Source organism: Leptothoe spongobia TAU-MAC 1115 (assembly GCF_018739885.1).
Lineage (GTDB): Bacteria > Cyanobacteriota > Cyanobacteriia > Phormidesmidales > Phormidesmidaceae > Leptothoe > Leptothoe spongobia.
Genome location: NZ_JADOES010000030.1, coordinates 35836 through 57408, shown reverse-complemented (window position 1 = coordinate 57408; position 21573 = coordinate 35836). Strand labels below are relative to the sequence as shown.

22 protein-coding genes are annotated in these 21573 nt (G+C 49.1%); 5 read left to right on the top strand and 17 right to left on the bottom strand.

Annotated elements, in window-relative coordinates; translation table 11 throughout:
• Positions 1–31: 31 nt before the first annotated feature.
• The 17 genes from IXB50_RS14725 to IXB50_RS14650 all read right to left on the bottom strand — a co-directional run bounded on the left by IXB50_RS14725 (position 32) and on the right by IXB50_RS14650 (position 17042).
• A complete protein-coding gene (locus IXB50_RS14725; RefSeq protein ID WP_215609739.1) occupies positions 32–2209 on the bottom strand; it encodes a putative baseplate assembly protein in 2178 nt (725 codons plus the stop codon).
• On the bottom strand, positions 2199–2636 hold the full coding sequence (locus IXB50_RS14720; RefSeq protein ID WP_215609738.1) for a GPW/gp25 family protein: 438 nt from the start codon (positions 2634–2636) through the stop codon (positions 2199–2201). Before IXB50_RS14720 ends, IXB50_RS14725 begins: the two co-directional genes overlap by 11 nt.
• Before the next feature lie 75 nt (positions 2637–2711).
• A complete protein-coding gene (locus tag IXB50_RS14715; RefSeq protein ID WP_215609737.1) occupies positions 2712–3104 on the bottom strand; it encodes a DUF4280 domain-containing protein in 393 nt (130 codons plus the stop codon).
• 36 nt (positions 3105–3140) lie between these two features.
• Positions 3141–4979 (bottom strand): VgrG-related protein, encoded by a 1839-nt coding sequence (locus IXB50_RS14710; RefSeq protein ID WP_215609736.1) that lies wholly within the window; start codon positions 4977–4979, stop codon positions 3141–3143.
• Positions 4980–4992: 13 nt separating this feature from the next.
• Positions 4993–5514: a CIS tube protein gene (locus IXB50_RS14705; protein ID WP_215609735.1), complete on the bottom strand. Its 522-nt coding sequence runs from the start codon at positions 5512–5514 to the stop codon at positions 4993–4995.
• A 16-nt stretch (positions 5515–5530) separates the two neighbouring features.
• Positions 5531–9397 (bottom strand): hypothetical protein, encoded by a 3867-nt coding sequence (locus tag IXB50_RS14700; RefSeq protein WP_215609734.1) that lies wholly within the window; start codon positions 9395–9397, stop codon positions 5531–5533.
• A gap of 60 nt (positions 9398–9457) precedes the next feature.
• On the bottom strand, positions 9458–9991 hold the full coding sequence (locus tag IXB50_RS14695) for a phage tail protein (protein WP_215609733.1): 534 nt from the start codon (positions 9989–9991) through the stop codon (positions 9458–9460).
• Positions 9991–10218, bottom strand: a complete 228-nt coding sequence (locus IXB50_RS14690) for a hypothetical protein (RefSeq protein WP_215609732.1) — start codon at positions 10216–10218, stop codon at positions 9991–9993. The genes IXB50_RS14695 and IXB50_RS14690 overlap by 1 nt, the downstream gene beginning before the upstream one ends.
• Positions 10211–11866 carry a CHASE2 domain-containing protein gene (locus IXB50_RS14685; RefSeq protein ID WP_215609731.1) on the bottom strand — a complete coding sequence of 552 codons (1656 nt, stop codon included), beginning with the start codon at positions 11864–11866 and terminating at the stop codon, positions 10211–10213. The genes IXB50_RS14690 and IXB50_RS14685 overlap by 8 nt, the downstream gene beginning before the upstream one ends.
• 47 nt (positions 11867–11913) lie before the next feature.
• Positions 11914–12105, bottom strand: coding sequence for a DUF6760 family protein (locus tag IXB50_RS22835; protein ID WP_407658808.1), 192 nt, complete (start codon positions 12103–12105; stop codon positions 11914–11916).
• On the bottom strand, positions 12045–12428 hold the full coding sequence (locus IXB50_RS14680; RefSeq protein WP_215609730.1) for a phage tail assembly protein: 384 nt from the start codon (positions 12426–12428) through the stop codon (positions 12045–12047). The genes IXB50_RS22835 and IXB50_RS14680 overlap by 61 nt, the downstream gene beginning before the upstream one ends.
• An 11-nt stretch (positions 12429–12439) precedes the next feature.
• On the bottom strand, positions 12440–12781 hold the full coding sequence (locus IXB50_RS14675) for a hypothetical protein (protein ID WP_215609729.1): 342 nt from the start codon (positions 12779–12781) through the stop codon (positions 12440–12442).
• 145 nt (positions 12782–12926) lie between these two features.
• On the bottom strand, positions 12927–13454 hold the full coding sequence (locus IXB50_RS14670; protein ID WP_215609728.1) for a phage tail protein: 528 nt from the start codon (positions 13452–13454) through the stop codon (positions 12927–12929).
• 24 nt (positions 13455–13478) lie between these two features.
• Positions 13479–13976, bottom strand: coding sequence for a phage tail protein (locus tag IXB50_RS14665; RefSeq protein ID WP_215609727.1), 498 nt, complete (start codon positions 13974–13976; stop codon positions 13479–13481).
• A 36-nt stretch (positions 13977–14012) separates the two neighbouring features.
• Complete coding sequence (locus tag IXB50_RS14660) at positions 14013–14507, bottom strand: phage tail protein (RefSeq protein ID WP_215609726.1); 495 nt, start codon at positions 14505–14507, stop codon at positions 14013–14015.
• Positions 14508–14586: 79 nt separating this feature from the next.
• On the bottom strand, positions 14587–16299 hold the full coding sequence (locus IXB50_RS14655; RefSeq protein ID WP_215609725.1) for a phage tail sheath family protein: 1713 nt from the start codon (positions 16297–16299) through the stop codon (positions 14587–14589).
• Positions 16300–16496: 197 nt separating this feature from the next.
• Positions 16497–17042, bottom strand: coding sequence for a Pvc16 family protein (locus IXB50_RS14650; RefSeq protein ID WP_215609724.1), 546 nt, complete (start codon positions 17040–17042; stop codon positions 16497–16499).
• A gap of 782 nt (positions 17043–17824) precedes the next feature.
• Here IXB50_RS14650 and IXB50_RS14645 point away from each other — a divergent pair.
• The 5 genes from IXB50_RS14645 (at position 17825) to IXB50_RS14625 (ending at position 21573) form a co-directional block, all read left to right on the top strand.
• Positions 17825–18967: a sensor histidine kinase gene (locus IXB50_RS14645; protein ID WP_215609723.1), complete on the top strand. Its 1143-nt coding sequence runs from the start codon at positions 17825–17827 to the stop codon at positions 18965–18967.
• A 117-nt stretch (positions 18968–19084) separates the two neighbouring features.
• Complete coding sequence (locus tag IXB50_RS14640) at positions 19085–19777, top strand: response regulator (RefSeq protein ID WP_215609722.1); 693 nt, start codon at positions 19085–19087, stop codon at positions 19775–19777.
• A complete protein-coding gene (locus IXB50_RS14635; protein WP_215609721.1) occupies positions 19774–21048 on the top strand; it encodes a DUF4255 domain-containing protein in 1275 nt (424 codons plus the stop codon). The genes IXB50_RS14640 and IXB50_RS14635 overlap by 4 nt, the downstream gene beginning before the upstream one ends.
• Positions 21049–21070: 22 nt before the next feature.
• On the top strand, positions 21071–21301 hold the full coding sequence (locus IXB50_RS14630) for a hypothetical protein (protein WP_215609720.1): 231 nt from the start codon (positions 21071–21073) through the stop codon (positions 21299–21301).
• A 44-nt stretch (positions 21302–21345) separates the two neighbouring features.
• Entirely contained in the window at positions 21346–21573 is a 228-nt protein-coding gene (locus tag IXB50_RS14625) for a hypothetical protein (protein WP_215609719.1), read from the top strand.

Here is a 21573-nt window from a genome sequence, read left to right as displayed (position 1 = left end):
ATGACTGATAGGTCTCCTAATAACGGCTCTCCTAACGACTCAGACTGATAACATGGCCCGAGCGTAAATCTTCATTCGACCAGGAACAGATTAAGCCGGATGTGCCCGGAAAAATCACCCCTTCTGAAGCCAACGATCGTCTCCAGCTATCTCCCTGACGCCGTAGGGAAAACAGCTCCACCGTTCCGAGATAGCGCACCCCAGCTGTTTGTTGAATTAATCCAACAATGTCAGACTTATAAACGGGCATGCCATAGGGCCAGCCTTGGCCATCGCTTCCCCCTGTCAATGGGTTGAGAAACTGATAGAGTTTACGCTGTAAGCTATCTAAAATCTCTTGCCTTGCTTGGGGAGATTCATAGCCGGGTAGCACGCCGACCTCGGCCTGGACTGAAACCCCTACATAGTCTGGTTCATGCAGTTGCACTTCAATTCCCAACAGCCGTCGTTCATCTAAAAAACGTAACACCTCTGATCGTAGACGAGCACTCAAACTCAGCTGGTAGGGGGCAATCCCCTGGGTACCCACCATGCCATCAATCCTAGGCACCACTAACAGCTTTACTTGTCCGCCAGTTTGCTGCTGTGGACAATGGACACGACCGACGGCACGGCTAGCCTGGAGTGTCAGGGTTTCAAAGTCTTCTGCTGTTACAGCACGGTTACGTGTGCGCAACAGGCTGGGTACACGAATCACAGCCTCTTCCAAAGATTCAGCATCAATGCCATTCACGGCAGGCTGATGGTTGACCACTTGTGTCACATAGGGAACTGCCGACTTGAGAATACGAACTTTATTGCGTTGCACATTACCCTGTTGGCCACCGCCCGTACGATAGGCGCTCATGCGAATTGTGGCTCCCTTCGGTGGCACTGCTCCATATTGTCGTTCCAGCATGTCCCGTGATGTAATCGTTTGGGTATTGGCCTGCTGTACCTGTTGACGATACCTAGCGTCCTCTCTTAGTTTGGAAGGCTCTCGAATTAAAGGGCCAAACTGAATTGTTCCAGTCACTGAATCAAGAGTATAGTGCCGATCATCAGTCCGAGAGTCGGCAAAGTCGGTGACCTCATACCAGATCTGAGGTAAGTCTGCTGGGGGCAACACTACAATATATTCGTTCTCAGGCTGTCGAGGTAAAATAGACTCAGACTGGAGCTGAAAGGTTTGTCCCGGTTTACCATTACTTTCTCCCAACAGCTCATTTTGTACCAATGTGCATTGGCTAGTTACGGTACAGCCACCCACAGCGTGGGCCGTGATCGCTTCCAGTTTAGGTGACCGGCTATAGCCTGCTTGATCATCTTCTAAGGCTGTGTAGACACAGCGTAGCCAACGTCCTTGGTAGTTAGAAAAATGGGTGGCAGGCCAATGGAGCGGCATATGCAACGTTACCGACGCTCGCTGTACGTCAACAATTTCTTGTCGCCCATCTTCATCAAAGCTAAAGCCTCTGGTACGGTCATCGGACTCTTTCAACAAAATGGGCTGCCATTGTTCACCATCCCAAGCTTCCCATTTCCGAGGCGGTTTATCTGGGTTAATGCCTGTGGATGCAGCCGGTTCTCCCTCTACCATGAGTTCAATGACGTTGCCATCTAGGGGTTCATCGCCATCAAACACCAGGTAAAAACAGTTTCCCACCTGGGGATAGGCCTGGAAAACTGACTGTTCTGGGCCAGACCAACGTCCGGTGGTATTTTCTAATGCCCACACATTCACCAGTCGATCCCGCAGGCGTTGTGGCTGAGTTTCTGTTTGGTCTGCTGTCAGTAAATGTCGGATGCGGGGAATACCAATTATCAGAACGTCATCGGTGCTAAAAACAATGGCTTCCTCAGTTTCTGTTCGCTCTGTTGCTACTTCTGTCCCGGCGGGAATCGCTGGTATGCGTTCTTCAGGATGCTGTGGTCGGCTTAGATAAAAGGTGACGGCCGTTTGGGCTGGTGTGGGTGGCTGTAGTCGAATGCCCAACATTTCTAGAAATGCCACATAGTTGCGTCGGGGTACCTGGTTAAACCGCAACAACATCTGGTCTGTTAACCAGGCAAACAGTTCAATCAGCGTAATACCTGGATCAGCCGGGTTGTGATTGGTCCATTCGGGGCAGTAGCGAGGAATTCGCAGGACACACTCATTGACCAGGTCTTTATAGGTGCGGTCATCCAGGTCAGACTTTGGTAGATTTGGCAAAAAGTCAAATTCCATGGGGCAGCGTCTCCTCTGCGGATGGAACCAGATAGAAGGGGTACACCAGACTGCGAGTATCTGGGGAGTCTTTGGGGGTGTAGAGAATATTAATATCGATACGTCCCCGTTGTGGATCTGGTTCAGTTTTAATTTCTTCTATGGTGATGCGTGGTTCCCATTTTTCCAGTGCTTCTTCTACATACAGCCGAATCAACAATAGGGTTTGGGTATTCATTGGGGCAAACACTAGCTCTGAGAGACGAGAGCCAAAATCAGGTCGATATAGCCGTTCGCCCAATTTTGTTCGCAAGATCAGGTGAATACATTCTTCTATGTTGTGGGAGAAGGCACTAATCTGTATGCTCCCCTGCACATTCATCCTCAGGGGAAATGATATTCCTTGGCCCCAAAAGGGTTCCTGGCGTTTGTCGATGGGCTCCGGCATGGCACTAGCTGACTAGCTTTGGGCCTAATGTATCTTGGCCATCGGCTAGCGCCTATTTACCGAAAGTTAGTGTTTCTAAGGAATTTGAACGACGGCCTGGCCGGGATTGAGCACGCTAATGATTCCGGCCCACATGCACATGCATTTTGAGGTGTTGTTTAGGGCGGGGGAGTTGTTGATGAGTACGGTTGGCGATCCTGGTGCCCAGGGTGTCGTTGTTGCGGGAACGCAGGGCATGGGTGTCAGTACTCCCAGGGCTGCTGTTGTTGCTGTCGCTACTGTTGGATTGGCTAAGGATGAGCACATGCCAAATGGCATAATATTGGCCATGGGGACATGGTCCATGATGGTTGCGGCTAGGGGGCCTGTTGCTGTGACTGGAGGGCCTTTGGGAATTACTATTAGGGAGCTGGGTGCTACGCCGAAGGTGCATTGTAGGGTGGCTCCCATGCATACTTGGATTGCCATGATTATAATCTCCTTTTGTTTCTGTGATGTCTTTTCTTAGCCCAGCATTAATGTGGCGGCTTTTATTTTGGCTACGCCTTGGGCGATGACATCTACCAGGGCTCCTTCGACTTTGGCTTGGGCGGTTCCTTTCATGGTGGAGTTCATGCTGCTGATTTCTACACCGGATGGGGTCATGGCAATGGTTGACTGGCCTACTTTTAGGTCAATTTTTTGGGGGGCTTCTATGGCGATTGTGCCGGTGGATTTCATTTCAATTTTTTTGCTTTGGTCATCCAGGGTCAGCTGATGACCGCCGTTGGTTTTGATTTTGATTACTTTCTCGGAGTCGTTCAGGTGGATTTCATGGCCGTAGACGCTGATGACCTGGATGCCTTTTTTGCTGCTGCCTTTGTCTTCTTCTATAAACTGGAGGCTATGGCCCGTGCGGGTTTTAAAGGTGCGTAATCGCACTTTACCGTCGGCAACACTGTTGTCTACGGGTTCTGGCGGTGCATCTTGGCCATTCCATACGCCGCCTAAAATGTAGGGGCGGTGAATGTCGCCATGTTCAAACCCCACCAGGACTTCGTCGTCAATCTCGGGGAGACAGTCAAACCCGCGCTCGCTGCCTGCGCCTGCCCCTACAACCCTGGCCCAGTTGCTTTCATGTTCTTCGGTTAATGTGGGACATTTCACTCGCACCCGGCCCCAACCTTCGGGATCTTTGTTGTCGGCGACCACTCCCACTAATAAGGTCTGACCGACTTTGGGGCGAGCGGGTGGTGCTAGGACAGATAACAGGTCACCGCCTCGTAAACCTCGAATGCTAAATTCTGTTGTATAAACGCGCTCACTAAACCGGTGGCGGGCTTCTGTGACATAGTATTTGCCGCTGTACTTACCCATTTTGGATAGTTTGACCACCTGTCCAGGGCGGATTTTGGGATTACCTTCTGCCTTGGCGTCAGCCTGAACAAATTCACCGCTAAGCTCGTTAAATAGGGCTTGGGCAATGGTATCGGCCTCTTTTTGGGTAAAGACAGGCTGATCCACGACGGTCATTTTGGGATCGGAGGGTTTTTCTTTGAAGACGTTGCTGGTCTTTTTGCCATCTCCGTAGTCGGTTGCTGTAATCAGCTGATCGGAGGACTTGGTGGCGACAAAGGGTTTCTTTTGTTGATAGTCCCATCCCCGTACTTCAACGCTGCTGACCTGTTCAGCGCTGCTGACTCTGACTTGAAAGCTGCTGAGGTCTTTTAACCAGGTGAGTTCTATGGAGTCATCGCCTTTGGGTTTGCGGAAGTTTAGTTTGGCGTCTTTGACAAAGAGTTCGAAACCGCAGCGGGCTGCTCGCGATCGCAAAAACTCCATATTGGTCTGGTTTTGTTGAAAAATATAGTCGTGGGGGGCACCGCTGTTATCGATGGTGCCAGCGGAAATCCCCACCTCACCGGCAATTTTCTTAACCACATCGCTATCGGTCATATTTTGAAACGAACGGTTAAATCGACCTCGATGTAAGCGATGGGAGGGATCGTAGCCGCGAATAACAATGGGGGCCTGGGAGCCGGGGGTGAAGTGGGTTTCGATGGCGGTGATTTCGCCTGCCAAAATGGTTCCTTTCTCCTGCTCAGAAAAATCTTCTGAGGCCGTGACGCTGGAGGTAAAGCCAATTTTGATGGACTTGCCAAAATCGAATAGCTTAGCATGTTCCCAAATCTCGGCTTCTTCTTGACCTGGCAGGGCAGAATTCTGGAAGACGAGGGTGAACATCCCCGGCAAGCTAACGTTTTCTTCAACGATAATTTGTTGCAGATCCTCCATGAGTTTGTCAGGAGCTGGGCTGCCGTCAATCTCTAGAAGTGGTTCAGAACTGTGGGAAAAATCTGCCATGGTGGGTGCCCCCTCAGGTTAGAAAAATTTGTGAGCCGCTATCCCGCATGCCTTGGGTAACGCCAGCAGGTAGTTGGCTAGTCTCAGGATTTGGTGGATCCACCTGTTCTAGGGATAAATCAATGCTCGCTCGCACTGGGGTGCCATCGGCTCGAAATAGTGTGAGCTTAAAGCTAAAATTTTTGACAAAACACCGCATATACAGATTGCCGCCCCAGACAAACAGATAGATTGGGGGACGTTTTTTGTCGGCCTTGCCCTTTTCCGAGAATTCGACAGCCTTTGTGTACTTTTTAATATGTTCCAGAACACTGCCGCCCCCCTCATAGGTGTCAATCACAATGTTGCCAATTTTGAGAGAGTAGGGGTTGGGATGCTTAAAGCTGGTTTTGTTTTGGCCCTTTTTTGTTCGCGAGCCCTTGGCTTGCTCCAGACTCATGCTGCGGCTAAAGCTGATTTCATTGGGGTTAAACATAAACTCAATGTCTTCGGCTTCGCTTGCGATCGCAATCAATTTTGCTTTTTCTAGTGTCATAACGTCCCTCAAGAATTTAGAATAATCGACCTGAATAGGAATACCCGCTCCGCTCTCGTTCAATCATCAACCGCTGCCGAACCGATTGATAAACCGCCTGAGCCAGCTGTTCTAGCTGATCCGCTGAGGTGCTGCCACTGCCACCCGATTTTTCCTCACCCGATTCTTCCTCAGCAGTTTCATTTATTGTTGGCACCTCTGTTTCATCATTAGCAGCAAACGCTTGCAGATCCGGAGGAATGGATGCCTGGGTGACAGCATCTTGGCGTTTGGCTTGGATGGGTTGAGAACCTGGATCAAAAGGGTGGAGGTCGGGGTAAGCCTCCTGTTGGGAGGGAGTGGGCGGGGCGGAAGGAGCAGGGGAGACCGGGGGATTAGGAGCCGTAGGTTGGGTTGAGTCCCGCAACCCAACAGGTTCAGGAGCCGTCGGTTGGGTTGAGTCCCGAAACCCAACATCAGGAGAATCATTTGAATCCCGCAACCCAACAGGTTCAGGAGAATCAGGGGAAGATGTTGATTCAGCAATAGACGGAGTAGACAGTTGGGAAAGAAGATCCGCAACGCTAGACCATTCCGCTGGAGGTTGATTCGGGTGAGCTGTCTGGCGCTGGATAGGGTTCGGTGTAGGGATAGGAACAGTAGTCTCAGAAATTGGCCGTGGAGAGGGTGGGATCGTTTGGGTCGGGGTGTCAGCTTGGTTGGCAGATTGAACGGGAGGTAAGGGACTATCGGCTAATACATCATTAGTAGGGCTTTGGGGAGTTTCTGCAACTGGTGGCTCAGACGTGACAGATGAGGCCTGTAAAGCTAAAGATTCTGGGCTTACCTCAGGTATTACTTGGCGTTGAACTGATGTTTCTGAAACAGGTTTACCCAGATTTTGAACAGCAGAAGAATCTATCTCAGGTAATGATGGCTCAGACAGCTCAGGTACTATTTGGCGCTGAATCGAAGGTTCCGCATCAGGCTGATTCAGACTATGAGCAGCGGGCGCATCTGTCTGAGGTAAGGATGATTCAAATGGTTCAGATAGTTCAGACAGCTCAGATACTATTTGGCGCTGAATCGAAGGTTTCGCATCAGGCTGATTCAGACTATGAGCAGCGGGCGCATCTGTCTGAGGCAAGGATGATTTAGATGGTTCAGACAGCTCAGGTATTATTTGGCGCTGAATCGAAGGTTCCGCATCAGGCTGATTCAGACTATGAGTAGCAGGAGCATTTGTCTGAGGCAAGGATGATTCAGATGGTTCAGGCAGCTCAGATATTATTTGGTGCTGACTTGAGGTTTCTAACTCAGGTGTACTTAACCTTTGAATAGCGGGAGAATTGGTCTCGGGCGGTGATAATTCAGCTGGTTCAGACAGTGTGTCCGGCAAAGTATTTGTTGCAGTTGTGTCTGACAGTGCAGCGTCAGATGATGGTAATGAGGCAGACTCTGCTTGCGGCAGTCGTTGTTCAGCAGGTTGTAAATCTGTTTTAGGAAATGGGGTAGCTGGTATTTCTGTAGATGTGATGCTTTGTTCAAGCTCATTGGTCTGTTCAATCGGAGCGCCTGACTCAGTTTGTTGAGCCAGGCTATCTGGCAACACTTGTCGCTGAATTGGAGATGGTTTTAGCGGCTCATTTAGCTGTTGCTTTGGAGTAGCCTGCTCTGATGCACGGGCTGTACCGTTATCTTGTAGCGATGAGATTTCCTCACTTAATGGCAACACTTCAGAGGATGCTTGAATCGATGGCGGCGTTGATTCTAGTGTGATGGGTACTGCTTCAGGGGTTACCGTGCTCTGAACCTGTCCATCATTGTTCTCAAAAATGGATGGTTCTGGTTGTAGACCTGAGGTCGGTTGGTTGACTGTCGGTGTTTCGTGGATATCTTGAGCTGATACTGATGCATCTGCTGCTGATTGGAGCTCAGATGTTAGGTCTGCTGTAGAGATTTGAGCCTCACTATCTGGTGAGGCTTTGGTCTGAAGTGGGGGTGCGATCGCAGATTCAGGATGATGGGCATCAGAGAAAGCTGGCTCAGCGGTTAGGGGTGGTGAGTTTGTAGATGGTAACGGTTTTAGATCAGGTGTCTCTGACGTTGTTGATGGCTGCCTATTGAAAGGACCGTCTTCCAGACCAGAAGAGGGTGCTGTTTCAGATACTACTATGGACCGTTGAATATCAGCAGCCTCCGTTAGAGGGTTTGTGGGTGTCTTTAACCCATTTGGCTCAGGTACTGGCTGTGCAACAGATGCATTTTGTTCCATCTTGTCTTGCGCAAACCCAGAGATGTCTCTAGCATCATTTGTGGTTACCGATTCTGTTGAATCGACCGCCTGCTGTAGCTCTGGCGTTACCGATTCTGTTGATGCGGCCGCTTGCTGTAGCCCTGATGTTACCAATTCTGTTGATGCGGCCGCTTGCTGTAGCTCTGGCGTTACCGATTCTGCAGTAGCTGGAGTAGGTGCATCTGAACTTGATAGCGTCGTAGATTCTATTGCAGGTGATACCTGTTGAGTAAATGAGGGCGTTGCTGCTGAGATTTCTGGGTTAGGTGTGATGGGAGCCGAGTCAGGTTCATCAGCAATGACAGATGGTTCAGGGGACAATGATCTAGGGACAGTATTCTGTGGGGATTGTAATTCTTGTATTACTGGTGCCACCTCTTGAACAGAGGCCACCTCTTGAACAGAGGCTGCCTTATTGAGCAGTGGCTGCTCAGCTTGGGTTACTGCTGGCTCTGTAAATGACGGAGTAATATCAGATGATGATGGCTGTGACACAGATGTCTCTGGATTCTCAGCCAGGGTCTCTGAACTCTCGGGAGTAAGGTCCAGAACAGCGGCATCGGCCTTTTGTTGAATCAAGGGAGGAGCATCAGATTCTATCGGCCCCTGAAGAGAAGGCTGGTCAGTCTCAGTAATAGCGGGTTCGGGTGATAAAGGTAGTTCACGCCTCGAAATCAATGGCTCGGTTGGTAAAGGGGATTCACTGACTGAGGGTTTTCGCTGTAGAGTCTGATCCGCTACCGTTGAGACAGTTTCAACATCGGTATCTTGAATCGGTGTTGATTCATCAGATACTCTTTGGATTGTAGGGTCTGCTGTGGGAGATGGCTGTTCAGTAATTAATGGTTCTGTTTCAGTAAAAGAGTATGGTGGAGCGGCGGCTTCTGATGCAAAATTACGTCGGGTGACTGTGGGCGTGAAGTCATCTAGTTTAGGCGTATCAGATTGGCGTTGAATCTGAGAAATGGGTGGGTTTGATGTTGGTTTCTCAGAGGTCGATACATCGGACGGTACATCTGATTTTCTCTGAATAGCAGCAGCAGGTGCAGAATCTGTAGATGTAGACGCTGTAGATGTAGACGCTGTAGATGTAGAGACCGGAGTATCCGGTGATGGTTGGAGAGATTGAAATCTTGATTCCGCTGCAGCGGAGATATCCTTTGCAGTTCTTTGAATTGTAGAATCAGCAGGTGCAGACGTAGACGCTGTAGCAGCAGATACCGAAATATCCGGTGATGGTTGGAGAGATTGAAAACTTGGCTTTGTAGCAGCAGATATATCCTCCACTGCGGGTTGAATAGTGGATGTAAGCGCCGACTGCTCAACGACAGGGGCAGAGACAGCCAATGGTTTGCCAAGACTATTTAGATCGCTCGGTTTAAAGAACGGGAGTTCATCAAATGGCTGATGCAGCTCAGCTCGCTGCAGGGTGTCACTCGTACTAAAAACAGAGGGATCTAAAACGGAGATGGACTTTGCCCCAGCTGGCACCATGAACTGTAACCCAGGCACTGTTTGCCCCAGCGGTTGATGGGGGAGTAAAGGGTTTTTGATGCCCAAGGGTTCCGTGTTGTCTTGGGCCGTTGACTGGTTCTGGGGGGCGGTCATTTAGGGGTGTTGATTGGATTCTGTAATTGAGACGGTACTGATTTGCTGGTTTTATCCTCCTTAACCACTCTTTGATGCATCGTAGTAACCGCTCTCGCTGCGACCACCAAAGACTGATGCGCCGCTGCCACCTTCTGTTTTAGCCGCTACTTTTAATCCTTCATAGGCGAGGGTTAACTCTTCAATGGCCATTGATGTTGAATTGGCTTGTAGTGAAGGTGTTTTCCAGGCTACTGGCACAGCCGCTAATAGGGTCCATACCTGCATGGTTTCACCGGCCTGATTAAAGGTGAGAATATTAATATTTCTTCGTTCTGCAGGTTTGGCTTCGAGAAAGGTATTGATCCAATCCCAAAAGGATAGATCGTCAGTAATGCCTCGCTTTAGCGTAATGTCACCAAACTTGGCATGTTTTAGAAAGATTCGCTGTTGTTCATTGACACCACCTTCAAAATAAACATCTTTATCAATCTGAACATCCAGGCCAGAGCATTCACTAAAAGAGGCTTTTACGTCACTTTCCATCTCGACATAAAATCGATTAGCCGTAACATAATTTTGGGGCGTTGATTTTGGGGCTTCGTTTGTTGTCATTAGAGGATCCTCCCATACCCTTGGGCGCGTTCTCGCTGGTAGCGCAAATCCGCTTGAAGCAGTTCATGGACGCGATCGCAAAGTTTACGAAACATAATCGGATCGGCCAACACTTGCGCCGCCATACCGGCCAACTCATCCGCCTCAGGCTGCAGCGTCAGGGCAAACCCGGCAACGGCTGTTCCCCCTACGGTTGTCACCAATGAGGCTAGGGACGGCTCATCCATCGTGACCCTCCTCAAAAATTGTTGCCGTTGGCATATTGCCATTACGGGCAGTCTTTGCTTTATGAATCAATGCCTGAATGCGTTTTTCCTGACGCGCTATCTTTTGTTGTGTCTGATCGGCTTCCAATTCAGTCCGCTCCGATTCCCAGTCCTCATAGGCACGGGCTTTAATTTGTTCATACACCGTCTGCATTTCAGGGGAGTCAAATGACGCATGCATCGGGTCTGAAGAGACTTCGACCAGGGCCTCGTCATCCCATAGTTCTTCCCCTGTACGACGCTGACGAATGGCCCGAGCCCGACGCACTAAGGCCTCCAAATAATCCACATTCGGTCCTGCCGTGGCAGTCCCCTGTAACTGGTCTTTAATCTGTTCGTAAATCGCTTGGGAATAACCACTTTGGTTAGCCTGATCCACCAAGCGAGTCCCTACCGCCGCTAAGCCGAGGCTACCGATCGTGGGCACCAACGGTAGCCACAGTCCCAGGGTAAACAGGCCAAAACAAAGGCTCCAAACAGTGACCAGCAGTCCGATCACTAACAACACAAACAAGCTCAGACGACGATGGAGCAAAGCCACCACGCTGCCGAGGAATGCCCAGGCCCATAGCCAGGCAATTTCTGCTAATTCTGGCCAGCTTTGGATCAGGGGACGATTGTCTAATACCGCCCCTAGAATTTGGCTCGTGGCCTGGGCATGGATGACCACCCCTGGCATACTGCGAGAACTGGCGGTGGTGGCCGAATAGGGAGTACTAAACACATCTTTGGCAATGGAAGAGGTGTAGCCAATCAGCACAATGCGATCTTCGATCCAGGCTGGATCTACAGTCTCTTCCAGGACGTCGGTCAAGGTTACCTGACGGACCGCATCGCTGGGGGCACGGTAGTTGAGCATCAACTGATAGTCTGTTGCCCCTGTACTGGCATAGCCTCCTGTTTGTTCAAACAGGGGAATAAATACCGTATCACCCAGCCGTAGATCGCCCCAAAGTGTTTGTTCTGGGAAAATATTCTCGCCTTCTAAATAGATCAAACTGAGGAGTAAACTCAGGGATAGAACTTCATTTTCCGGGTCAGTGTCGTTACACAGGTGAGGTTCTCCCAGGTCTAATGAGAACTCACCGGGGGCTGAGATCAAAATGCTGCGCCGCACTACGTTGTCTGGATCGATGGGAAAATCGGCAAACCCAATCAAATCTGGATCGGTGCCGGGGGCTGCAGACACCCCCGGTTCATCCAGGGAACTCAGTACACAGGCGGTGGCAATTCTGTCGCTGTTGGATATTATATCGATCATCCGCTCTCGCCCCTCCGGCGGTCCCTGGGGCACATCCCGGCCAATATCAACGCCGATGGCACGGGGATTGTAAGCGTCTAATATCTGTAAGGCATCGGCCAGGGTGCCATCTTCAATCGGGTACTCCTGACGACTTTGAATATCATTTTCATCAATGCCCACCACCAAAATTCGATCGTCCTGACCTGCAGCCGTTCTCATTTGGATAAACTGGTCGTAGAGTCCCAGTTCACTAGATTCTAGCCAGCCAAACTGTCGTGAGATCGCCATCCCTGCTGTCACCACCAAACTGGTCAGCAGCGCTGTGCCTAAAAACTGTTTCCAGGTTTGATGTTGTCGGGGGGACATGGTAGCTCCTGTGGGAAAAGTTTGGTGTTGCGAGGATAGTTAATAAACTACTCACTATCTTTAGCCTTTTGAATTTCGGTGACCCAACGTCTGCGATCGCAATGGCTCAACTGCAATATGGTCTCCAGGGACCAGTGAAAATTTAGGGCGATGTAGGCTACCTCCTCATGCAGTTGATCTAAGGGGTAGCAAATGACTCCCCCGCCAGGGTTAGCTCGACTTGGAAGCTGCGATCGCATTCTGAACAATGGGCCGCCACATAGGGATGCCCTTGTTGGTTGAGTCGGTTATAAAATTCTTTTAGATAGCTTAGATCTTGAGTAAATAACCGTTCTAACTGTAAGGGAGACACCTGGCTGAGGGTGCCGATCTGGCCAATCACCTGAGAAAGCATCACCAACATTAAATACTCTGGATGTTTTCTCACCTGTGGATGTTGCTGAGCGACCAATTCATCCTTGGCCGTAGCCAGTCGCATCGTACCCTGACGATGGACCTGACCCGTCTCATCCACTAGACCTCGCGGCAAGACAAACTCAAATGTGGTTGTAAGTGTAGTCATAATAACTCTCTCTAAGACTCTGCCAAGACAGCTTGCGGCTGTGGCTGTGGCTGTGTGAGCTCAGGTGGCTCCAGTTCATTCACCTGCCGATAAAAGTCTTGCAGGTAGCTCAAATCGCGAGCAAAAAACCGCTCGACCACATAGGGCGATACCTGATCTAGCGCACCGAGTTTGGTAATTACCCGCGACAAAATAATCACTGTGGCATAGGCCGGATTTAATTTCACCCGAGGATCTCGTAACGGCGTAATCTCATCCATCGCCGTAGATAGACGCATCATCCCTTTACGGTGAAGATTGCCTTCTTCATCTAGATAACCTTTGGGTAAGGTAAACTCAAACTCTGTTTGCATGGGTCGATACTCTCACTAATCACCACTCACCACTTACGAATCAGACTAATTAAGCTCCTTTTGGCTGTACAGACGTTTTTTGGCTGTACAGACGTTGCATGCAACATCTCTCCAACAGCCCTTATGGGTGTTATAAAATCCCTAACTAATAGGGCTGGCCATTACTATTCACCCGAATAAATTCATTGACAGCCAGTTCCACTTCTTCTATTTGAAAGTCATTACTGTCAGCTTTGACATCGCCAATTTTATAACTCACAGGCCAAGCACCAAAAAAGTGAAACAGCGCCTCAATCTCACCCCGTTGGCTGTAAATCGTAAGGGATCCATCTCGCAGCTGTTCAGACCAGTTTCCACTTTCTACATCCTTAAACCATTTCCACATGGTGGGTGAGATGGTCATACCCATTTTTAGAGTAATATTCTCACTTTGGGTATTACCAGGAAGTTTTGCCCGCACCACCCGTCCATGTTTAGCCGGTTTACTCCCCCACTGTTGCTTAGGAAAGACCTCACAGTGCTCAATCACATCCTGTTTCCGCTTAAAACTTTGACACTCCATAAAGTAAGCATCAATTCGATCATCTGAATCTTTGAGTTTAAGCTCCAGATAGAAGCGTGACGCTGCTAGAACTTCATACTTATCATCTGGAGCTTTATTACCTTCAGTCATGGGACAGACCTCGATCAGGTAAAACTATTGAGTGCGATGACAGGTTTCATACACAAATTCAACAGTCTCCGTAAACAATTCTGTACTACCGGGTTCCATTTTCGAGGTTTTATAACTCTTTGGAAAAACACCGGTAAATTGCCACATCGCTGCCTCACTACCCCCTTGGTTATATACTGTCAACGCAGCAGTTTTACGTTCTCCAGCATTTTCAGACACCCCCCCTTCCATGGGGCCGATGGCTGGATGAGAAGCCCGATACCAGTCATGCATGGACATATCTTCTGCCGTGGCGACAAAATCCACGGTGATGGAACCACTGGTAACACCGCTGACAGTAGCCTGCATGCGGCTTTTCCCCTTTTTGGTTACCCCAAAGGACTTTTTATCCCCGGCAGCCTCCAGGGTGATTTGCAAACCACTCACTTTTTTGATAATGAGTTCATTCATGCCATCAATCTCCAAATAAAATCTGGAGTTAGTTAGCACCTCATAATCATTGAAGGAATTTTTTTCAACCATAATGTTACCTCTTGTCAAATAATCAAAAGATTAGGATTATCCCTGCACCGGCACACGTTTGATGTCTTCACACACCAATTCGAATGTCTCATAAGCCAGGTCAGTGCCATCAGCAGAAAAGTCAGAAACCTTATAGCTTTTAACCCAAGCTTTTTTCAGATTCCACCGCATAATTTCGTTGTCACCCGGATCGTAGGCAACAATATCGCCATCCTTACGGTTGTCTGACCATTTACCTCCACCAGCACCGGCACCACTGTAGCTGGAAGGCATTGTGTTCTGCATCCAATCGTAGAATTCTTTGTCGTCCTGCATTAAGTAGACTTCAATGGTGACATTGGGATTTTCTTCAAATCCAGTAGAGGTGGCTTGTCGCATGGTTTTACCACCCTTGGTGGACATCAGGGGTTTATCATTACCCTTGACCTGCCCCTGGAAGCTGACCTCCTGAACACTTTTAAGTAATTTATCGGTCATGCCATCAAAAGAGACATAAAATCGGCTGGCGGTTACCGGCTGCAATTCAGACATTGTACGTTCCTCGAAATTTTCTCCCGTAAACTATCAAGTTAGGTCAGGAACATTAGCCCCTGACCAGGATTAAGTTAGGCTACTGATTAGGTGCCCATTGACTAATGCGGAAGATAACAAATTCCGCTGGTCGTACAGGACAAACACCAATCTCAATATAGAGACGACCCAACATCATGGTGTCGTGGGTGTTCAGTTCTCCATCGCACTTAACGAAAAATGCATCATTAGGAGAGTTGCCAAACAGAGCACCTTCCCGCCATAGTCGGGTTAAGAATGTGGTCACCGTGCGGGTTACCCTGGCCCACAGATCTTGATCGTTGGGTTCGAACACGACCCATTGAGTTCCCATTTCAATGGACTTCTCAATATAGCTAATCAGACGACGAACACTGATATAACGCCACTGCACATTATCAGGTTCCACCAAGGTGCGAGCGCCCCAAACTTTGTAGCCTCGATTGTAGTTGGCAAAGTTGCGAATACAGTTGATGCCCATGGGGTTCAACATCTCTTGCTCGCGCATATTGGTTTCATAGGCCAATCCCAACACCCCCCGAGGAGTCTCATTGGCAGGAGCCTTAAACACCCCCCGTGACTCATCGGTGCGACACCAAATCCCCATCATGTGACCGCTGGGGGGCACCATAATCGGACGACCACCGTTGCGGGGGTTGGGCACCTTGATCCAGGGATAGTACACTGCACCAAACATGGAGCGTCGGTTGAACTCACTGAGCCACTTGGCCACGTCCTGAGGCTTTTGCTGTTCCGGCAAAATCGCCTGGTTGTTGTTTTTGCCTACTTTAACTGGTGGCGGATCAATCACGGCCATGCGATAGGCAGGCCCTGGGAAAGAGTTTTCACACAGGGTAAACAATCGCTCCATCAAACCATGGATCTGATCCAGGTCTAACCAACCTTCCTGATAGGCCCGCAACATATCGGGACAGGCGATCATCGCCACCTCATCAATCTCAAACAGACCTTCAATGCCGGCTCGATCATCTCGGATACCCTGGAGATCGCGAGACACTCGGTCCACCTGACCCACATAGGGAGGGGGTGCCACCTCATAGAAGCCATTCACAGGGCGGCGTGATAGGGGTTGTCCGGCAACGGACATATCGGCAATATCCAGAAACTCGGAATCTGCCAATGCCGTGACCACATAGTCTGCAACGGCAGTCTCCGCTTCAGGGTTCATGGTCAAGTGCGGATACCGTCCAACAACCTCATTACCGCTCTTAATTTCCAGGGTGAAATACTCACCTGTATTGAAGGGGGGTTCGGTATCGTCGGGGGCATCTTCCGGTAAAGGTTTAGGCTCACCTTCGGAAATTCGTACTGTCAAACGCCCTTCCGACGGTGGCAATGCTGCCGTATCGCCATCTGGCAGTCTGAGGTTAAAGCGAAGAGAAGGCTTTTTACCTGAGGTCAATACCTTAGTGGCCGTCTCCTCTGCAGAGGGGGCGGTAGAGCCTGGGGGGCGGGTACCAATGCTCACCACCCAACAACGACCGCCACCATTATCGAACCAACCCTGAATCGCAAAGGGCAGGTAGGCATCAAACTCGGTAAATCCGGGATGGGGAGAACCGGGCTTAGCAAAGTATTCTAAATACTGACTCCAATTGGTAATCAGCATAGGTTTAAACAGTTCAGCATCGCCACGGATGTCTTCGGTGAAACCGACAAAACCGGCCACGCTCATGCTGACACCTTCTATCGGGCGACTACCTCGGTCAACCTCTTCAACGTATACACCTGGGGCAAAGTAATCCAATGCCATGGGTAATCATCCTCCATATGTCTTGAAATAGATTTTGAGCGTTGCTGATTGGGGTAAATTAGCAACAGCAATTTTTGAGAACAACTAGGTTGGCCTTTGTCGCGGAATTGAACCTTATCCATGGCCAGGGCCTGGGTTTTCTATAGAAGAAAGTTCAGGGTGGATATGGGTTATAGTTCTCGCCCGGACTTAGCCAACTATCCTGTCTGATGAAATCCAAGGTGGTGATAAAATGGCACGGTTAAGGTAACGTGGAGCGCTAGGCGCAGAGGCATCCGTAACACTTGCCATAGCAGGGCTGTATCGATCACTCCTTCTGTAGAAACGGTAATGGGAAGCACCCCTTGCCCCTGTAATAACGGGGTCAAAAACTCGTCAGGTAAAAACTGGTAACTGGAAAGCATAGCAAGCAGTTCGGAGAGTAGATGTTGCTCACTAAGGGCCGTATGGTCGGTCACACTGACGAGAAACGTGAGATCGAACCATTGAGAGACACCTGCAACGTTGACAGATTTCCTTACGCCCAACGTTGGCGATAGAGGATTATCCCTGGAGGGAACAGATGGCGTAGTCGGAAGCGTCTGATTCCAATCACTAACCTGCACCCGATAACAATATAAATTTAGAGCTGGTTTGTTGACTTGAGCCACCCTGGGATGGTCAAAGAAAATCTGCTCTTTGTTAATAAGCGGGATTCCACTGGTGATGAAATCTGCAAGGGTCTGAGTTGCAACAGAAATCATGAGGCAGACTTAATGATGCAGATCCTTTTAAACCTTGTCCATGTCCAGAACTGTAGTTTTTCCATAGAAAAGCAACCAGTTTTAACCTGGACTTGGTTTGAGGAAATAGCCTTGGGGCTAGTTCTCAATAAAGGATCAATGTCCAACTTTGTCACTGCACTTAAGTTAGGGATCTTAAACAAACCCCTAAGATGCCTTGCCAATCCAGAGATATCAATCCGACATGGTGTAGTACGGCTCAATTGCTATAGGTAGCTTTTTATACATAAAACTTGTTATGAATCTTTAAAATTTGAAGTTCGGTGAAAAAAATAATAGGTGTGTTTGAACCGGGAGAACTGTATCAATTTAAGTGCTTTCACCAGGATGTGTACCGACGGTTGCCCATTTCGCTTTGTAAAAAACTCCGGATATCGGTGGGATTACGAGGAGCGCTTAGTTAAGTGCGTAAATCATACGTCCGTAATCAAAAACTACGTGAAAGTTAGGAGGTAAATACAGATAGTCCCCAATCAAATTTAGGTAGAGTCCTTGTGACTCAAAAGATTGGCACCTAACCATGGTGAAAAGGTAAGGGGCTAGAGTTGTCGTTTTTATCTCACGGTTTTTACAGATTTAAACCAGAACAGTCAACCATATGAATACAAGGAAATTGCGGTTGCTGCTGTGAAGCATGATGTTAGTGAATAGTCTTCACTATGAACAGGCTAGAAGCAGGAATGTCAGGAGTTTTCTAAGCGCGCCTAAAAACGTTTATGTAGAGTTGGTGGTGGAAATGTTCAATGATGTTTACTACAAGCCTTTTAGTAAAAGATAGTAAAAATGAATTGGCTGTTGATGTAGAGGAGTCTCCATCGAGTCAACCATACACGGTTGATTATTCAATCAGTGATGCCAACGCTGTGGACGGTTTAAGACAACAGCTTGCTTTGGTTGCGATCGCAACTATAACGACTGACAAAGCCAGTGAAAGTTCCAATTTCACTATTCACCATGCGGCCCCTGATTATGGCCTTAGCCTATGCCAGCTAATCAACAGTCACAGCTTTAAACGTTGGTTACAACAGCTATCGCTGTTTCATCCCCGTCAGTTTGACCAAACCTTGAGCGACCGGCATATCTACTGTTGTCAGTATGCGGACGGGAGCAATGGTTTATCGCACTATTTAACAGTGTGGTCTAAAATCGAGTTAACTCCATTGCAACAGTTCTGCATTGAACAACAAGCTCGATACTTTTATCAGCTAGAGCGCCAACAGCTAGAGCACCAACAGATGCAGGAGCGCATCACTGGGTTGGAAGATGTGATTCGGCAAATTGGGCATCAGCTGCGTACCCCGTTAGCGTCCATTGAGCTTTATGCCGATATCCTATGTAACCGCTTAAGTACATCCAGGGAAGGGGAACAAGCTCAAGCAGTTCAGCACCTGGTTCGTAAGCTATTGACAACATTGCAGCGTTTGACGAGTAAATCTGTGATTGCAGCGGCTAGTCAGCAGGATCTGCAAACCATCGCTCAAGATAGCATTCAAGAGTTACAGCCTCAGCTAGATAAAAAGCGGATTGCCCTTGTGGGTGAACGTCCCAGCTACCTTTTGAAGGTGGACTCCTGGCAATTGCAGCAGGTATTTAATAACCTGATCAGCAATGCCATTGCCTTTAGCCCTGAGAATGGCATTATTGATTTTTGTTGGCACGGTTATAATTCTGAGATTCTAATCGAGATCCGGGATCAAGGACCTGGTTTTTCATCAGAAGACCTCCGCCATATATTTAAGCAATATTATTCTCGTCGCCCTGATGGCCAAGGGCTGGGAATGACCATTGCCAAGAAGATAGTCCATGACCATGGGGGCAACATTTGGGCAAAGAATCTTCCCCATGGTGGGGCCCAGGTGTCTATTTCACTGCCTCGCCACCGCTGATATCGAGACAGTCTCCCCTATCCCTTTCGTTGGGTTTTGTATCTCAACCCAACCTCCTCCGCTTTCTTTCCCACTGGCATCTCTCCAATACGCTGTTCTCTGTTCCTTCGCAAGACTATGTCACCTGCTTCAACTGTTTCCAACCCACCCATTTCCGTTTTACTCATTGACGATTGCTCAACGTTTCGTCAAAGCCTGAAAACTTGGTTAGACTTGTGTAATGTGACCAAGGGGCAACACTATGATGTTGTCGGTCAGGCCGCCTCGGTTGATCAGGCCATTAAGTTGGCCGCTGAACAGCATCCTGCCTTGATTTTGCTGGATATTGAGCTCAGTAATGGTGATGGGGTCAAATTCCTCTCTCGCTATCGCCATCTGCAGCAAACGGGTAAAGTACTCGTTCTTTCCGGCCATGAAGAAGATCGTTGGATCTTTCAGGCTATGCAGGCTGGGGCCCGAGGTTATCTTTTAAAGTCAGATCTCTCGAGCCAGCTGTGTGATGCCATTCATACGGTATTGCAGGACAAAGTTTACATTTCCCCTGACATTGCCACTAGCTTTTTCAGGCAGTTTCATTTTCAGACCGGTCATTCATTAAAGAGTCTTTCGGCCATTCACTTAACCGAGCGCGAGCAAGAAGTATTGTCCTGTCTCGTGCAGGGAGACTCCAATGAGATGATTTCCCAGCGCCTGCACATTACCGTCGGTACGGTCAAAGCCTATCTCCGCTGTATTTTTGAAAAAATGGAGGTGTCTAGCCGGACCCAAGCCGCCCTCAAAGCTCTGAAATTAGGACTCGTAGCTGCATGAGTAATCATCTTGCGATCGCAACTGTCACCGCCACCCTCCAAAAAACTCTCCAAGCCACGGTCCAAACCCAGGTTGAAGGGGCTCGGATTACCACGGTCAGCCCCAGTGAAATCGGTAAAGGCACCCCTGAGACCGGTGTGAACATCTTTATGTACCAGGTGATCACCAACCCGGCCCTTCACAATATGGATGCCACCCTGGCCAGGTCTCGGGGCAACCCAGTTAAACGCCAGGCAGCTCTAGATTTGTACTACATGCTGAGCTTCTACGGCAACAATAACGAGCTGGTGCCCCAGCGATTGTTGGGTAGTGCCGTGCGCACCCTCAATGATAAGCGGGTGATTAGCCAGGATATGATCCGAGCCGCCTGCACAGATAGCACCTTTTCGTTTCTAGCAGATTCGAACCTGGCCAATCAGGTACAACACATTAATCTACTCCCCCTCGATCTAAATTTGGAAGATTTATCCAAAACCTGGTCCGTCTTTTTCCAAACCCCCTACGTACTCTCCGTTGCCTATAAATGCTTAGTCGTCTTAGTCGCAGGTGACGATCCCTTTAAACGAGCATTGCCCGTCCGCGAAGCCCGGTCAGGAGGCATATCACCCTTTCCTAACCAGCCACAGGTGGAAAAAATTATGGCCCAGGCTGGCCGGTACGAGCCCATTTTGGTGGACAGTACCCTGTTAATCAAAGGCAAGCATCTCAAAGGCGATCGCTTTACCCAGGTACGCATCGGCGGTGTGGAAGTCCTCCCCACCGAGGTAAGAGATACCGAAATTAAGCTGGATCTATCCACGTTGCCTGACTATGCCCTGCGGGCCGGTGTCCAAAGTCTACAGGTGATCCACCCCCACTCCCTCACCGAAGTCGACCGCAGCCATGGTCGTCGCGGAGCCGAATCTGCCGGTGCACCCTTTGTATTACGCCCCCGAGTCATGTCAGTCTCAGTGGAGAACCTCGAAGAAACCGACAACGACACCCGTGATGCTGTCCTCAAGATCCAACTAAACCTTACCGTTGGTCACGCACAAACAGTGGTACTAGCCCTTAACGAATATGCCACCGATACTCCCACTTCCTACATGTTCGACATTCCCCAACGGGACAGTGACAGCAACCAGGTATCCATACCCGTCCAGGATGTTAAACCAGGAGAGTATTTAGTCCGACTCCTGATCGACAGCGCAGAAAGTCAGTTAGAAGTGGACACAGAACCCGACAGTCCCACCAAGGACTGGTATATCGGTCCCAAGGCCCTAATTCTTTAACACTGTTAGCAATGATCTAATTATGTATTTAATTAAGATTGATGGTCTCGGCTTTATCCACAGCGCCTGGGAAGATCAAGAACCCAGATTCTGCGCCACCCTATCAGTAGCCAGATCCTGGCCCACCCTCACCGAAGCCCTCCGGTTTGGCAACAATCATCTGACGTCTAGATTACCGATTGGTTGGGAGCTGTGGGAAGAAACCACCGATGATTTAGTCCCTTTAATCCGTCCCCAACCAGGCAAGAGTTAACCCTCGATATCACGAGGTATAGCCCCTACACCCACAACAAACCCATGAGCGACCCAATCCAACAACAACTCGACACCGATGTCGAAAACCTCAGCATCACCCAACTCAACGAACTTGGCAACCAGGCCATCAAACAAGGCCTGATCGCTGGTCATGGCCACCACCAAGGCCAGTACGAAATCATCCGCGAGGGCAAAATCCTTACCATGCCTCCTAAGGACGCAATCACCTTTTTGCAACAGTTAATTCAGCCTGTTACCGAAGAAAAATAG